Source organism: Anoxybacillus sp. EFIL (genome assembly GCF_013096955.1).
Classification (GTDB): Bacteria; Bacillota; Bacilli; order Bacillales; family Anoxybacillaceae; genus Anoxybacillus; species Anoxybacillus ayderensis.
The window spans coordinates 12,505-28,370 of record NZ_SDLH01000014.1 but is presented as its reverse complement, the minus strand read 5'-3'; the positions used below and the strand labels follow the sequence as shown (position 1 = coordinate 28,370).

The window sequence follows — 15,866 nt, the reverse complement described above, 5'->3', positions numbered from 1 at the left end:
CGGGATGGACGCACCGCTGGTGTACCAGTTGTTCCGCCAGGAGCACAGCTGGGTAGCTATGTGCGGAAGGGATAAGCGCTGAAAGCATCTAAGCGTGAAGCCCCCCTCAAGATGAGATTTCCCATCGTGTCAAGCGAGTAAGATCCCTTGAAGATGACAAGGTAGATAGGTCCGAGGTGGAAGCGTGGCGACACGTGCAGCTGACGGATACTAATCGATCGAGGACTTAACTAAGCACACAAGAAAAGCAGAAAACGGTTCTTGACGTAGTCAAGAAAACATCTGAACTCCTGTTATCTAGTTTTGAAGGAATAATCCTTCACGCCTAACATGGCGCTATGAAAAAGCATGTTTGCTCGGTGACGATGGCGGAGAGGTCACACCCGTTCCCATCCCGAACACGGAAGTTAAGCTCTCCAGCGCCGATGGTAGTTGGCGGGACACCGCCTGCGAGAGTAGGACGTTGCCGGGCATTATTGTATTTATCGAGAAAATATATTTCTATTTCAATCATCGCGGGGTGGAGCACGAACGAATCCACATCCTAGAAATTACATCAGCGTACCGCTCGAGTTGCTACTTGATTAAACTTACGGAGAGCGGGACGGCCAATAGTTTCAATGTGTTTCACTAAATATATTTCTATTCCAATTATCGCGGGGTGGAGCAGCCAGGTAGCTCGTCGGGCTCATAACCCGAAGGTCGCAGGTTCAAATCCTGCCCCCGCAACCAACCAATGAAACGAAACGATATAAGTTTCGTGTTTTTTTATGCCTTTTTTGCTTTATGTTTTGTTTTCGTGTACACTTATATGTGTAGCATTTCCTTAGGAGAGCGATCCTAAGGTCTTTTTTGTATGTTGATTTTATTTAATTAGGGGAATGAACGATGAAAACATATGAATATGTATCACATCATCCTGAAGATACGTTCGCATTAGCAATGAAACTTGCTCGGTACGTTCAGCCACAAGACGTTATTACGTTAGAAGGTGATTTAGGAGCAGGAAAAACAACGTTTACAAAAGGACTAGCAAAAGGACTAGGAATTAACCGCAATGTCAGCAGCCCGACTTTTAATATTATTAAACAATACGAAGGACGTCTCCCTTTGTATCATATGGATGTATATCGTTTAGCAGAAAGTGAAGAAGATTTAGGTTTTGATGAATATTTTTTCGGTGATGGTGTAACAGTTGTTGAATGGGCGAATGTCATTGAGCCATACTTACCAACTGAACGTTTACATATTACTATTCACCATGCTGATGGGGAAAGTCGAATTATTCACTTCAATCCAATTGGTCAACGTTACGAACAGTTATGTAAGGAGATTTTTAGCGATGAAAGTGTTAGCCATTGATACATCGACATTTGTTATGGGGATCGCTGTTGTTGATGGACAAATTGTTAAAGGGGAAATCATTACAAATTTGAAAAAAAATCATTCGATACGAGTGATGCCTGCGATTGAGGCACTACTTCAACAATGTGATATGAGTCCAAAAGATCTGGATCGAATTGTTGTTGCGAAAGGCCCTGGATCATATACAGGTGTTCGCATTGGGGTGACAATTGCTAAAACGCTTGCTTGGACGCTAAATATTCCGCTTGTCGGCGTATCAAGTTTAGAAGTGATGGCAGCAAGCGCAAAATATTTTCAAGGTCTCGTTGTTCCGTTAATGGACGCCCGGCGAGGACAAATTTATACAGGTCTTTACAAAGTCGAAGGAGATTGCGTGCAATCGATCGTAGCTGATCAAGTCATTTTAGCTACAGAGTGGGCAAATGAATTAAAAGCATATAATGAACCGATTTTATTAGTTGGAAACGATAGTTCGCTACATGAAGCAACATTTGTTGAAACGCTAGATCGTGTTCAAGTAGCTCCAGCGACACTTCACAATCCACGTCCAAGTGAGCTCGCGTGGTTAGGAATAAATCGCGAGCCGGAAGACATTCATACATTTGTGCCAAACTATATTCGTTTAGCAGAGGCGGAAGCGAATTGGCTTGCTCGTCAGCAAGAAAGGACGGAATGATAAGTGGATGTTTCTTTTCGGTTTATGACGCTTCAAGATCTCGATCGCATTGTGGAAATCGAACAGCTTTCATTTACGCTCCCATGGAGTCGTTCTTCCTTTTATCAAGAGTTGACAAATAATCGGTATGCTCGTTACATTGTGATGGAACATGATGGACAAATTATTGGTTATTGTGGCATGTGGTTAGTGATGGATGAAGCACATATTACAAACATTGCGGTATTGCCGGAATTTCGTGGTAAAAAACTCGGAGAAGCGCTAATGAAACAGGCGATGGCGTTAGCGAGAGAAGAAGGGGCTCAAACGATGACATTGGAAGTGCGGGTGTCGAATACCGTTGCACAATCATTGTATCGAAAGCTTGGCTTTTTAAATGGCGGTATTCGTAAGCGATATTATTCAGATAACCAAGAAGATGCATTAGTAATGTGGGTGAAATTATGAGTGAAAAAGATATATTTGTGCTTGGAATTGAGACAAGCTGTGATGAAACAGCGGCTGCCATTGTGAAAAATGGACGTGAAATTGTAGCTAACGTTGTTGCCTCACAAATGGAAAGTCATCAACGATTTGGTGGGGTCGTTCCTGAAATTGCATCGCGTCACCATGTTGAGCAAATCACGCTTGTGTTAGAAGAAACGATGAAGCAAGCAAATATGGATGTTAGCGAAATTGATGCGATTGCGGTAACAGAAGGTCCGGGATTAGTTGGAGCGCTATTGATTGGCGTGAACGCTGCGAAAGCATTAGCTTTTGCGCATCGCATTCCTCTTGTTGGCGTGCATCATATTGCAGGACATATTTATGCGAATCAACTTGTACAAGACATGAAATTTCCGCTATTAGCTCTTGTTGTGTCAGGAGGGCATACGGAGCTCATTTATATGAAAGAGCATGGAGTGTTTGAAGTCATTGGTGAGACGCGAGACGATGCGGCTGGGGAAGCGTATGACAAAGTTGCACGCGCGTTACAGCTACCTTATCCGGGAGGGCCTCACATTGATCGTTTGGCGAAACAAGGAAAACCGACTATTGATTTGCCTCGTGCATGGTTGGAAGAAGGTTCGTATGACTTTAGTTTTAGTGGATTAAAATCAGCCGTCATTAATACGTTGCACAATGCAAAACAGCGTGGAGAAACGATTTTGCCCGAAGATATGGCAGCAAGTTTTCAGACAAGTGTTGTCGAAGTATTAGTAGGAAAAACAATACAAGCGGCTGCGCATTACGACGTGAAGCAAATATTGCTAGCTGGTGGGGTCGCAGCAAATGAAGGATTGCGCACACAATTGCAAAAACAAGTTGAGCAACTACCAGAGGTGGAACTTGTCATTCCGCCATTGTCCCTTTGTACAGATAACGCGGCGATGATTGCGGCAGCTGGAACAGTATTATTTCAACAAGGAAAGCGCGCTACTATGGCGTTAAATGCGAACCCAAGTTTACTGTTATAACAGGAGGGTGTCCCGAAAGTGAAGGGGCACTCCTTTTTTATAACTATATACGTGCGAAACAACTTGACGTTATGTGAAGAAAAACTTAGTCACATTTTGTGGATTATGTTATCCACATACGTGTGGATAATGTGGAAAACGTGTACTATATGTTATTTTATCATAACGAGTTAACCACAAAGAAATAGACAAATTTTTTAATTGTATTGTGGATAATGTGGAAAAGTGCGTGAATAACTTATATTTAGATGTTTTTTCTGTGGATATGTTTGTGTAAAAAGATGAGCTAGTCCACAAATGGAGCTAGCTCATCATTATTGTTGTAAAAGTTCCCATTGTTCGAATAATTCATCGAATTTTTGTTTCAGTTGTTCAATTTTCGCTTGTGTATCTCGGGCTTTTTCATAGTCGTTGTAGCAGGAAGGATCATATAATTGTTGTTCATACGTTGCAATTTGTTGCTCGAGTTGTTCCATTTCTATTTCTAGCTGCTCTATTTTTCGTTTTCGTTGTCTCTCTAATTTTTTTCGTTCTTTTTCTTCTTCATATGAGCGTTTTAGTGACGATGATTCGTCCGTTGTCGTCTCTTGAGCGATTTGTCCAAGTTCGAGTAGCTCTGCTTTTTTCGCCACGTAATAATCGTAGTCCCCTAAATATTCAATGAGACCGTCTGTGGATAACTCGTATATTTTTGTTGCGATTTTGTTAATAAAATAACGGTCGTGAGAAACGAAGATAATTGTTCCTGGGTATTCAATAAGCGCTTGTTCTAGCACTTCTTTGCTGTCTAAATCTAAATGGTTTGTCGGTTCGTCTAACACTAATACGTTGGCTTTTTTCATCATTAGTTTGGCGAGAGCGAGCCGGGCTTTTTCACCGCCACTTAATGTTTGCACTGGCTTCAATACATCGTCACCAGAAAATAAAAAGTTTCCGAGAATCGTACGAATTTCTTTTTCCGTCTTTAATCGATCTTCATCCCATAGTTCATCGATGACACGTTTGTTCGATGTTAATTGAGCTTGTTCTTGATCGTAATACCCAATTTGTACATTTGTTCCGTAGCGTAGTTCCCCATGTTTTACAGGGAGTTGCTTAATGATCGTTTTTAAAAGAGTCGATTTTCCAATTCCATTTGGCCCAATAAGTGCGATGCTATCACCGCGAGTGACACGAAATGAGAGGTTTGTTGCGATGATTTGATCATAACCAATGGCTAAATTGGTAGCTGTTAATACGTCATTTCCGCTTGGGCGTTCAATTTCGAAGCGAAACGATGCCGATTTTTCATCACCGAGCGGCTTTTCAATGATATTCATTTTTTCTAGTTGTTTTCTTCTGCTTTGAGCTCGCTTTGTTGTCGATGCACGGGCAATATTTCGTTGAATAAAATCTTTTAATTTTGAAATTTCTTCTTGTTGTTTTTCGTACAGTTTCAATTGTTGTTCAAATTGTTCCGCCCGTTGTTGTAAATAACTTGTATAGTTTCCAACGTATTTTTTTATTTTTGTGCGTGATAATTCATACACTTGTGTCACGATTTGGTCAAGAAAATAGCGATCGTGTGAGACGATAAGAATGGCCCCATCATAATTTTTTAAATATTGTTCAAGCCATTGCAATGTTTCCATATCTAAATGATTTGTTGGTTCGTCTAAAATCAACAAATCTGGTTTAGCTAGAAGCAGTTTGCCGAGCGCTAGCCGCGTTCGCTGTCCACCGCTTAACGTGGATACTTTTGTTGTGTAGTCATACTGAGAAAAGCGGAGGCCATGAAGCACAGAACGAATATCGGCTTCATATTGATAGCCACCTTTTTCTTTAAATTCCATTTGTAAACGGTCGTAATGCTCAAGTAAGCGCTCATAGTCGGCACCGTGCAAGCTCATTTGTTGTTCTAGGTCACGCAATTGTTTTTCCATTTGTTGAAGCGGGGCAAACACATCGAGCATTTCTTCCCAAATGGAGCGATGGGCGTGCAAACCAGTATATTGATCTAAGTAGCCAATTGTTACGTGTTTCGGTTTAATCACTTCCCCTGTGTCATATGACAATTGGCCGGCAATGATTTTTAATAATGTCGATTTTCCTGCACCATTTCTTCCAACTAACGCGATACGGTCTTTTTCTTGTATTTCAAGCTTAATGTCTGATAAAACTTGTTCCGCCCCATATGATTTGGATAGTTGATTTACTTGTAAAATGATCATCATTTTTCACCTCAATCTTCTTTTGATAGTGTAACGTACTTTCTTGATGTTCGGCAACACTAGTGTACGAATAACAAATTTGACAAAAATAATAATAAAGGGTACAAAGGAAAGACAGAATGAAAAAAATAGTGTATAGTTTAAAAGTGGGGAGAACTTTTCAGACGTATAGGAGAGAAAAATGAAAGCGCTAACTATTTGTGAAAGGAAATGTGGGGGATTGACTCGTGAATAATGAACAACCAAAAATTCCGCAGGCGACCGCAAAGCGACTACCGTTGTATTATCGTTTTTTGAAAAACTTGCATGCATCAGGAAAGCAGCGTGTATCTTCAGCGGAGTTAAGTGAAGCCGTAAAAGTCGATTCAGCAACGATTCGCCGTGATTTTTCATACTTTGGTGCGCTTGGAAAAAAAGGATACGGTTATAATGTAAATTATTTGCTGTCGTTTTTCAGAAAAACGTTGGATCAAGATGAAACGACAGAAGTAGCGTTGTTCGGTGTCGGTAATTTAGGTACGGCATTTTTAAATTACAATTTTAGCAAAAACAATAATACGAAAATTGTGATGGCATTCGATGTAGATCCAGATAAAGTAGGAACGGAAGTCGGAGGAGTGCCTGTTTATCATTTAGATGAATTGGAAGAAAAACTAGGTGGGATTACGGTAGCCATTTTAACCGTTCCAGCCCAAGTTGCCCAACCGATTACCGATCGGCTTGTCCAAAAAGGCATTAAAGGGATTTTAAACTTCACGCCTGCTCGTCTGCATGTACCTGAACACATTCGTGTTCATCATATTGATTTAGCGGTCGAATTGCAGTCACTTGTTTACTTTTTAAAACATTACGGAAATGAGTAAACCTCCCATTTACGAGCGGGAGGTTTTTTTCAATAAAGAACGAATAGCGGTGCCAAAATCTAATGTAGCAATAAGAATAAATAGCATCGTTGTGACGTCCCAAATGCCATCGTCAGCACTATCAACAGCAAAATAAGTGAATAAAATGCCCATCAAAAAGTAAAACAACGGCTCAGACTTCATGAAAACAGCCTCCAAATCACGAATTGCATTTGTTCTGCTTCTTTCATTATCTTTTCAATTTCTTCAGCAAATAACGTTTGAATAGCAACGACAAATGTATTCATCAGTACATGTGCTGCAATAGGAACGAGAATACGCTTTGTTTTCACATATAAGAAAGCAAATACAAATCCCATCGTTGCATAAAGAAGCAAATGTTCAAACTCTAAATGAACGACAGCAAATAAAAGGGAACTGACAGTTGCTGATAAGAAAAAGTTATATTTTTGATACAGCGTTCCAAAAATAATTTTTCGAAAAATGATTTCTTCTAAAATCGGTCCGACGATCGAAGTGACGAGCATAAGCGCTGGTGTTAGCTTCACCATCTCAACAATGCGTCTCGTATTTTCGGACCCCATCTCGACGCCAAATACGTGCATCTCAATATTTGCTGCGATGCCTTGAGAGAAAAGGGCAAGAAAGAACCCGCCAATTCCCCAAAAAATTGACGTTCCGATAGATGCTTGATGGCGATCGTACGAATATTTCATATCTTCTCTCATGAAATAAAGAACGAAAAGAAAAGCGATCGAGAAGCTAATGACAGCCCAATAACCTGAGGCAATGGATAGGGCGACTTCTTTATTTGATGCGTCAACAAATCCGCTATGTGCAAGCAAAGGAACGCCAATTAAACTAGATAACTGCATGGCGATGTATGTAATAATGACATACCAATATTGCTTTTTCACGTGTTCAACCCCTTTTGACAAAATGAGTACTTTTTCATTTTACCATATTTTTTGTATGAATTTCGAAAGGAAAGACATAATGAAAAAGGGAAAGATTTAGTGAAAAATTTTTAACTTCCTACTTGCAAAATTGAAAAAAGTTCATTAATATAATAAGTGTGTTAGCACTCAATGATGATGAGTGCTAATAACGGAACGAAAATCTAATTAAGGAGGTCGTTTGCCGTGTTGAAGCCACTAGGTGATCGTATTGTCATTGAATTAATTCAAACTGAAGAAAAAACAGCGAGCGGAATTGTTTTACCAGACACAGCGAAAGAAAAACCACAAGAAGGAAAAGTTGTTGCAGTTGGTTCAGGTCGCGTTCTTGACAATGGTGAGCGCGTAGCTCCAGAAGTAAGCGTTGGTGACCGCATCATCTTCTCAAAATATGCGGGTACAGAAGTAAAATATGATGGAAAAGAATACTTAATCTTACGTGAAAGCGACATTTTAGCTGTGATTGGTTAATCGTTCGCCTGATAACATATAAAGCATACAAAAATACTTAACAAAAATTATCATCAAGGGGGTAAGATGTATGGCAAAAGAAATTAAATTCAGCGAAGAAGCTCGTCGTGCGATGTTACGCGGTGTAGATAAATTAGCTGATGCAGTAAAAGTAACATTAGGTCCAAAAGGTCGTAACGTTGTATTAGAGAAAAAATTTGGTTCTCCATTAATTACAAATGACGGTGTAACAATCGCAAAAGAAATCGAATTAGAAGATCCGTTTGAAAATATGGGTGCGAAGCTTGTTGCGGAAGTAGCAAGCAAAACAAACGATGTTGCCGGTGACGGTACAACAACAGCGACTGTATTAGCGCAAGCGATGATTCGTGAAGGATTGAAAAACGTAACAGCTGGTGCGAACCCAATGGGTATTCGCAAAGGTATTGAAAAAGCTGTTGCTGTTGCAGTAGAAGAATTAAAAGCAATCTCTAAACCAATTGAAGGCAAAGACTCAATCGCTCAAGTTGCAGCGATTTCTGCGGCTGACGAAGAAGTTGGTCAATTAATCGCAGAAGCAATGGAACGCGTTGGAAAAGACGGCGTAATTACATTAGAAGAGTCTAAAGGCTTCACAACAGAATTAGATGTTGTGGAAGGTATGCAATTTGACCGTGGTTATGTATCTCCATACATGATTACGGATTCTGACAAAATGGAAGCTGTATTAGAAAATCCATACATCTTAATTACAGATAAAAAAGTTTCAAGCATTCAAGAACTTCTTCCTGTATTAGAACAAGTTGTTCAACAAGGTAAACCATTATTAATCATTGCTGAAGATGTAGAAGGCGAAGCGCTTGCAACATTAGTTGTAAACAAACTTCGCGGTACATTCACAGCAGTTGCAGTAAAAGCGCCTGGCTTCGGTGACCGTCGTAAAGCGATGCTTCAAGATATCGCGATCTTAACAGGCGGTGAAGTCATCACAGAAGAATTAGGTCGTGAATTGAAATCAACAACAATTGCTTCACTTGGTCGTGCAGCGAAAGTTGTTGTAACAAAAGAACATACAACAATTGTTGGTGGCGCTGGTCGTGCAGAAGACATTCAAGCACGCATCAACCAAATCCGCGCTCAATTAGAAGAAACAACTTCTGAATTTGACCGTGAAAAATTACAAGAGCGCTTAGCAAAATTAGCTGGTGGCGTTGCGGTTATTAAAGTCGGTGCTGCAACTGAAACTGAATTGAAAGAGCGCAAATTACGCATTGAAGACGCATTGAACGCAACACGTGCGGCAGTTGAAGAAGGTATCGTTGCCGGCGGTGGTACAGCGTTAATGAACGTATACAGCAAAGTTGCGGCTATTGAAGCGGAAGGCGACGAAGCAACTGGTGTGAAAATCGTTCTTCGTGCGATCGAAGAGCCAGTTCGTCAAATCGCACAAAACGCTGGTTTAGAAGGCTCTGTCATCGTAGAGCGCTTAAAAACAGAAAAACCTGGCGTTGGCTTCAACGCAGCAACTGGCGAGTGGGTTGACATGATCGAAGCGGGTATTGTTGACCCAACAAAAGTTACTCGTTCTGCGCTTCAAAACGCAGCATCTGTTGCCGCTATGTTCTTAACAACAGAAGCGGTCGTTGCAGATAAGCCAGAAGAAAATAAAGGCACACCAGGCATGCCTGACATGGGCGGCATGATGTAATAAGACGAGAACTAGTCGCAGAAACAAATATATTCAATCGTAAGGGCTACTTCCTTATAAAAAGGGGGTAGTCCTTTTTGTGTGAAAATCAAATGAACGTGAACGAGGATATACTAACAGACTGTAGATGAGCATTTTTATTAACAATAATTACCATATGAAAAAGGGACAAACGGGGTACTCTCTACGCCACGTGGAGCTGTTTTTTTACGGCATCAATAGGAGTATTTTGTTTCGCTGCGCCGTAGATAAATTCTACAAGACGATGTGCTTTGTTCGTTTGGAGAAGGTCAAGCCCGGTAGAGAAATCACCGTTGGACTCGAACGTACTGTACACATAAGTCAGTTGTACCTCACATTTCGCACCCTCTCGACAAAAATCGGGAGGATTTTTTTATCTTCATATCGAACGAATCCTTGAAACATAAGGAAAGCAAAGGAGTTTCTACATCATGAACGTTCAAATCCGTGCCATTTATGAAAGTCCCTATTTGAATATAATAAGTACCATTTTCAAGGATCTTGGCCTCCCTCGGTTGATTGATCGTCTCGTTCCCGTGAACCCTCAATGCCAAACTCGAGCCAGCGACGTTGTCTGGCTTCTTACCTTGGATATCTTGAGCGGCCGGCAAGCACTCGTTCATGTGGAACGATGGGAGCATGACATCGATTTGCCTAAGCTGATCCGACTAGGACTTTCCCCCTCTTGGTTTAACGACGATGCCATCGCGCGCCATGTCTATCGACTGTACGACGCCAATATCCACGCGGTTCTTTCCGCCTGTCTTGTGCAAATTTACAAGAAAGAAGGAATCCCTCTTCGGGTGTTCCATGCCGATACGACCGATGTATCGGTTTACGGTACGTATGAATCAGCCTCTCCGGATGCCTTGCGGATTACGCATGGCTACAACCGACATCATCGTTGGCAAAAGCAGATCGGATTTGGGCTGATTGGCAACGAGGATGGCATTCCGTTTTACGGCGATGTACACGACGGCAACCTGCCGGATAAGACGTGGAATCCCGAGGTGTTGTCCCGCGTGCAGAAACAGCTGAAGCAGGCGAAAATCGAAGAGGAATGGATTTATCCGATTCTGCCGCCATGACGAAAGACACACTGGCGCAAACGAAGACCGCCAACGCCTTTTAGATCACAAGAGGGCCTTCTTCGCTCCGAATCGTCAAAACCGCGCTGGTCGAAGCGGATGCCTAAGACACGCCGTGGAGCGCGCCATTGGAACTGCAGGATGGACGAATCCAACGCGCGTTTAGGGCAACCGCCCACGTACGAGCAGCGAAGGATTCTGCAAGGATTAGGGATGGACGAGAGTATTTACGTCTAAAGGGATAAAGGAACGATCAGAGATGGTAAAAAAAGGATGTCACAACTTTTGATGTTGGTTGAAAAGTTATTCTAAAAAACTGAATAAAAAATCCTTTTGTTCCGCCCTACCAAGGTGCGAAATATGAGTCGTACGGAACTTCTTTCGCTTTCTTAGAAACCGTCGAGTAATGAAACGTCGGCAATCCATACATCTTCGCCACATCGGCATCATGACGGAAACTTTTCCATTCGTGGAGTGCCGCCAGCAGAAAAAAGTCAACCAACGTACGCACCGTAAACGTCCGAGAGGTGTCTTGGTAGCCAACGGCTTCGATCATCGATTGGAGATCTTCATCAGAAACAATTTTTTGTATCAAATTTGGGAGTGTGGTATGCTTGTTCACAGAGAGTACCTCCTAGGTTTGTTTGTGTAACTGCTTACGTTCCACAGGAAAGGTGCTCTTTTTTCTATGCTTTTTATGGATATTATTGGTTAATCAACACGCGTGAATTATTTATGTTGATTTCGTCGGGATTTGCACCCTCTACATAGAGAGTTTGGAGTAGATTATAAATTATTTTATTTTTCCTTACTGCAAGAGGTTCGTTACCTCTAATATTTTCATTTACCCATTTGGTAAAGGCATTTTCAGTTCCTGTAGATTGATGAACTCCAATTTTTTTACGCCACACATTACGTTGTGGTAGAAAGGATTCAAAACTTTTACGAAGAATATATTTCTCTATTCCATGTAAGTTCTTTAATCTAGGGTCTAATTGTAGCGTTATTCTCAAAAATTCACGATCCCAATATGGATGGGTTGTCCAAATTCCATGAACTAAACCTATAGTATGAGTAAACTCGTTGGAACCATCGATTGATAGTACATCCCGTTGTATATAATTATCCAACTCTTCTATTGACATGTGGGGATCTAACATACCTCCAAACAAAATATCTGATCCATATCCAGTAAGAATACGGTTAGTAAATGAGCGAGCATGTTGATAAGTTATATATACTGGTGTTAAATATTCAATAAATTCTGCATGTGGGACCTCAGCAGCCCATACTACATGCGGTAGTTTTTCTAAAAATTCTTCTTCCCTGATTAAAAACTCATGATGATCTGTTTGATATCTATCTGCTACAAGTTTAGCGTATTCAAATTCATTTGCTGACTCAGTTCCTATAGAAAATGTATATAGTTTTGTAACCTTAGGAGCAATTAAACTTGTAATAGCGCTGGAATCAATCCCACCCGAAAGAATAACACCTACTGAATCATTTTCTCCTTTCTGAAATTCTACCGCTTTGTCGAGCGTTTCATATAACAAGTGACAAGCCTTTTCTTCTGATATTACTAGCCTTTCAGAAGGCATTCTCCAGTGATGTTCTTTTTTCATCTCAAACGTCCGAAGATTAATCTCAATAATAGATCCGATTGGTACGCGATTAATACCTTTAAAAATTGTTTCAATCATATTTTGTTCAAAAATTCGATCCTCAAATTTGCGAAGTCCAGGAGAAAGATTCCCACCAAGAATAAGGGCTTTAGCCTCAGTTGCTACATAGATAGAATTTTTGGATATATGGAAATATAAAGGTATTGTCCCGGCGTGATCAGTAACTAAAAGTAAACGATCCCTAAAACGAATAACTGCAGCGAAACGACCATTTACAAGTCGTAAAGCTGTTGTCCCATATAATCTAATTAAATTTAATAATAAATCTACATCTAAATCACTTGAGTTTTTTTCTTCTCCAATTATAGTATTCCAAATAGACTCTCTATTATAAACTTCACCTATCATCCATATGGCTATGTCTTCTTCAATCATATAGGCCGTTTTGACACAATTTTCTTCTCCTCGGATTACACTAGAGTATTCCAAGTTTTCTATCCGTTCAAATCGTGTACTATTGATTCCCTGAACAGCAAAAGGCCATTCAACTACCTCATTATGTCGGTCAGGGCTTACAATCAAACCAAAACCTGTACAACGTACCACAAAAATCCCTTCTTTCTTTAGTTTTTTAGATAGTTAAGTTGTATATTCACCATTTATTCGAACGTAGTCGTAGGAAAGATCACACCCCCAAACGGTCGCTGTATCTTTTCCTAAACCAAGAGATACTCGGATTGTAATTTCCGATCCCTGCAAATATTTTCTAATTTGTTCCAAATCTAGGTCATTTACCGGTTTTCCTTTGTAAACAGGTATAGTACCAAAAAATATCGAAACTTTTTCAGGTGAGATTTCTACTTCTTCCTCACATTTACCAATCGCCATTGCTATACGCCCCCAGTTAGGGTCAGTTCCAAATATAGCTGTTTTTACAAGTGGAGAATTTACGATTTTTTTTCCAACTTTTTTAGCTTGAGCGAAGCTAGATGCTTCCTCTACAATAACTTCAAGTAATTTGGTAGCACCTTCACCATCTCGGGCAATTTCCTTAGCAAGTTCTATAGCCATATTTGTTAACGCTGTTCTAAAATCGTCAAAGTTTACTTTACCTGCTAAACCATTAGCCATAATAGCAACAGTATCACTTGTACTTGTGTCAGTATCGATACTTACCATATTAAAGGATTTATTTACTGCTTCTTCAAGAAATTCTTTTAACGTATCTGAAGGGATTTTTGCATCTGTTACAAAATAAGCAAGCAAGGTAGCCATGTTTGGTTCAATCATTCCGGATCCTTTAGCTATGCCAACTAATGTAGCACTTCCTACCTTACAAACCCTCATTTTTGGGTAGGTATCAGTGGTCATGATAGCTTCAGCAGCTTTCTCAAACCCCCCCTGAATCATCTGGTTTTTAAGGCCTTTGATCCCTTTCCTAATCTTTTCCATTGGTAATTGTCGGCCGATTACACCTGTTGATGAAGGGAGAATATCTTCTGGAGAAATATTTAATTCTTCTCCGATAAGGTGAATTATCTCTTTTACATTTGCAATTCCTTCTTCACCTGTAGCCACATTAGCATTCTTACTATTAATTACAAAACATTGTAATCGTCCATTAGCAACGTTTTTTCTTCCAATTGGGATAGGTGCACCACAAAAACGGCTTTGTGTAAACATAGCAGCAGCCGTAGCGAGTGTCGTAGAATATATAACAGTAAAATCAAGTGTTTCGTCTTTTATTCCTAAATTTTTAGAGCAAGTGTAAAATCCTTTTGGTAAATACATTGACAAAATCTCCTGATTATTATCTTTCAGTGGGTTAATAATTTCCACTTTTAAAATCCCTCCTTAAATATTCTCTAACTTGAAATAATTAATTGGAGTTTTTCCCTAGCTTTTTTTAGATTATCTCTGGCATCGGCTGCATCTTTTCCTAAAGTATAGATATAGCCAATAGTATCTCCATTATTAGTAGGCTTGCGAACAAAATCACCAATTTTTGCATTAAGTATAAATATTTCAACACCTGAAGATTTTAGTACTTCCTCTTTTCCTTTTATTTCTTTTAAAAATCCCGTAGAAGGTGCAGTAATGGCAGACCAAGCTGTACCAATATTACGTTTAGGTAGTAAATCAACTGAATCTCCCATAGCTAATTTTATTACTTCTTTTATAGGGTCAATACCTAAAGAATCTGAAATCATTTTTGAAATAAATCGTCCTCCTAAACGAGGGTTAATTTCTACTACTTTAGGTCCTTCCTTTGTTAATTTAATTTCCGTATGACAAGGACCGTGGAAATATCCTATTGCATTTAATGCAGATTTAACAACATCTATAACTGAATTTCTTGTATTTTCTGGAATTTTATAAGGAAAGCTAAACTCGCATTCAACAAAGTTTGGCCATCCTGTCAATCCTTTAGAAGTAATCCCTAAAACATGACAGTCTCCATTTATTGATATAGTTTCAACACTTACTTCTTCTCCCACCATATATTCTTCAATCAGCACTTTACCTTCACGACGCTGACCACGTTCATTTATTATAATCGAATTTGCAAAGTTAAAAGCTTTTAATAATTGTTCATCATTGAATACACATTCTACACCATAACTGCTAGTTTCTTCTGTCGGCTTAACAACACATGGATAGCCTATATCTTTTGCTGCCTTAAGAGCTTCTTCAAAACTTTTTACAATATGAAATTTTGCAGAGGGAACACTCTTTTCCAGTAGGCATATACGGCTTAAATCTTTATTTCGTGCTATTTGAACTGATTTTGGAGAAGGAGATAGAAAGCCAAAGTAAGTAGCTACCTGCGCTGCAATATCAACATAATAATCTGAGAAAGTTAGTAATCCATGAAATGGGTTTTTTTCATAATAATTTTCAAGAAATTGAATAAGACTTTTAGCATCATTCGTTTCTGTTTCAATATGGAAATCAGCTAAACCAAGTGGATGCTGATTTAAAGGTTTATTTTTAAGATAAAGTTTAAAATCTCGACAAATTAATGTAACCTTATATCCCAGTTCTTTCGCAATTTTACAAGCCTCAAAACCTGTAGAAAAAAACATACTTTCTAGTAATATAAGATGTTTTTGTTGGTATTCCAACATTCGATCTCCCTTCTATACTCATTCCCTAGATTAGTAAAAAATAATATGAAAATTATGTAATTATTAAAATTTAGGTTTTATATATTTTACGAATTACACTTTTATAACAACATTATGAAATTATGGTATATTATTGAATAAACAATCTCATTTTTCCTATATAAACTGAAATATAATATACAACAACACAAATATTTATTCAATATTAAATATTAAAAATAAAAATTATTATGTTTTTAATTTAAATTTTCTGTTAACAATGTTTACTAAAAAGAGTTTTTATGTTATATTTATTAACTGTTATGAATATTATGATAAA

The 15,866-nt window shown here is 39.2% G+C and carries 13 protein-coding genes, 1 tRNA gene, 2 rRNA genes and 3 pseudogenes; 11 read left to right on the top strand and 8 right to left on the bottom strand.

What is annotated here, in order from left to right; translation table 11 throughout:
- The 7 genes from ES017_RS14690 to tsaD form a co-directional block, all read left to right on the top strand.
- A 23S ribosomal RNA gene (locus tag ES017_RS14690) occupies positions 1-234 on the top strand; the annotation flags it as partial.
- A 121-nt stretch (positions 235-355) separates the two neighbouring features.
- A 5S ribosomal RNA gene (gene rrf / locus ES017_RS14685) occupies positions 356-472 on the top strand.
- A gap of 183 nt (positions 473-655) precedes the next feature.
- Positions 656-732 (top strand) — tRNA-Met (locus tag ES017_RS14680).
- 156 nt (positions 733-888) lie between these two features.
- Complete coding sequence (gene tsaE, locus ES017_RS14675) at positions 889-1,362, top strand: tRNA (adenosine(37)-N6)-threonylcarbamoyltransferase complex ATPase subunit type 1 TsaE (RefSeq protein ID WP_021094780.1); 474 nt, start codon at positions 889-891, stop codon at positions 1,360-1,362.
- Positions 1,343-2,041, top strand: coding sequence for a tRNA (adenosine(37)-N6)-threonylcarbamoyltransferase complex dimerization subunit type 1 TsaB (tsaB, locus tag ES017_RS14670; protein ID WP_021094779.1), 699 nt, complete (start codon positions 1,343-1,345; stop codon positions 2,039-2,041). The genes tsaE and tsaB overlap by 20 nt, the downstream gene beginning before the upstream one ends.
- A 3-nt stretch (positions 2,042-2,044) precedes the next feature.
- A complete protein-coding gene (gene rimI, locus ES017_RS14665) occupies positions 2,045-2,488 on the top strand; it encodes a ribosomal protein S18-alanine N-acetyltransferase (RefSeq protein ID WP_021094778.1) in 444 nt (147 codons plus the stop codon).
- The gene (gene tsaD, locus ES017_RS14660; RefSeq protein ID WP_021094777.1) at positions 2,485-3,498 is read left to right on the top strand and encodes a tRNA (adenosine(37)-N6)-threonylcarbamoyltransferase complex transferase subunit TsaD; all 1,014 of its coding nucleotides are present in this window, start codon (positions 2,485-2,487) and stop codon (positions 3,496-3,498) included. The genes rimI and tsaD overlap by 4 nt, the downstream gene beginning before the upstream one ends.
- Before the next feature lie 314 nt (positions 3,499-3,812).
- Here the strand turns inward: tsaD and ES017_RS14655 are convergent, their stop codons facing one another.
- The gene (locus ES017_RS14655) at positions 3,813-5,708 is read right to left on the bottom strand and encodes an ABC-F family ATP-binding cassette domain-containing protein (protein ID WP_163152490.1); all 1,896 of its coding nucleotides are present in this window, start codon (positions 5,706-5,708) and stop codon (positions 3,813-3,815) included.
- Positions 5,709-5,935: 227 nt separating this feature from the next.
- Here ES017_RS14655 and ES017_RS14650 point away from each other — a divergent pair, with 227 nt between their 5' ends.
- Complete coding sequence (locus ES017_RS14650) at positions 5,936-6,571, top strand: redox-sensing transcriptional repressor Rex (RefSeq protein ID WP_009362635.1); 636 nt, start codon at positions 5,936-5,938, stop codon at positions 6,569-6,571.
- 9 nt (positions 6,572-6,580) lie between these two features.
- On the opposite strand, the gene ES017_RS14645 is transcribed toward ES017_RS14650, so the two are convergent.
- Positions 6,581-6,754 (bottom strand): YdiK family protein, encoded by a 174-nt coding sequence (locus tag ES017_RS14645; RefSeq protein WP_009362636.1) that lies wholly within the window; start codon positions 6,752-6,754, stop codon positions 6,581-6,583.
- Positions 6,751-7,488 carry a CPBP family intramembrane glutamic endopeptidase gene (locus ES017_RS14640; protein WP_035067800.1) on the bottom strand — a complete coding sequence of 246 codons (738 nt, stop codon included), beginning with the start codon at positions 7,486-7,488 and terminating at the stop codon, positions 6,751-6,753. The genes ES017_RS14645 and ES017_RS14640 overlap by 4 nt, the downstream gene beginning before the upstream one ends.
- A gap of 225 nt (positions 7,489-7,713) precedes the next feature.
- Here ES017_RS14640 and groES point away from each other — a divergent pair, with 225 nt between their 5' ends.
- Positions 7,714-7,998, top strand: a complete 285-nt coding sequence (gene groES / locus ES017_RS14635; RefSeq protein ID WP_004888755.1) for a co-chaperone GroES — start codon at positions 7,714-7,716, stop codon at positions 7,996-7,998.
- Between the two features lie 70 nt (positions 7,999-8,068).
- Positions 8,069-9,685 (top strand): chaperonin GroEL, encoded by a 1,617-nt coding sequence (groL, locus tag ES017_RS14630; protein ID WP_009362638.1) that lies wholly within the window; start codon positions 8,069-8,071, stop codon positions 9,683-9,685.
- A 184-nt stretch (positions 9,686-9,869) separates the two neighbouring features.
- Here the strand turns inward: groL and ES017_RS14625 are convergent.
- Positions 9,870-10,037: pseudogene (locus ES017_RS14625) on the bottom strand (IS701 family transposase); the annotation flags it as partial.
- A 100-nt stretch (positions 10,038-10,137) separates the two neighbouring features.
- On the opposite strand from ES017_RS14625, the pseudogene ES017_RS14620 reads away from it, so the two are divergent.
- Positions 10,138-10,898 (top strand): annotated as a pseudogene (locus ES017_RS14620) (IS1634 family transposase); the annotation flags it as partial.
- 260 nt (positions 10,899-11,158) lie between these two features.
- Here the strand turns inward: ES017_RS14620 and ES017_RS14615 are convergent.
- The 4 genes and pseudogenes from ES017_RS14615 to ES017_RS14600 form a co-directional block, all read right to left on the bottom strand.
- Positions 11,159-11,416, bottom strand: a pseudogene (locus ES017_RS14615) (IS4 family transposase); the annotation flags it as partial.
- 82 nt (positions 11,417-11,498) lie between these two features.
- On the bottom strand, positions 11,499-13,025 hold the full coding sequence (locus tag ES017_RS14610; protein ID WP_171335236.1) for an asparagine synthetase B family protein: 1,527 nt from the start codon (positions 13,023-13,025) through the stop codon (positions 11,499-11,501).
- A 33-nt stretch (positions 13,026-13,058) separates the two neighbouring features.
- Entirely contained in the window at positions 13,059-14,258 is a 1,200-nt protein-coding gene (gene argJ / locus ES017_RS14605) for a bifunctional glutamate N-acetyltransferase/amino-acid acetyltransferase ArgJ (RefSeq protein WP_012573941.1), read from the bottom strand.
- 26 nt (positions 14,259-14,284) lie between these two features.
- A complete protein-coding gene (locus ES017_RS14600) occupies positions 14,285-15,547 on the bottom strand; it encodes an ATP-grasp domain-containing protein (protein WP_171335235.1) in 1,263 nt (420 codons plus the stop codon).
- Positions 15,548-15,866: the final 319 nt, after the last annotated feature.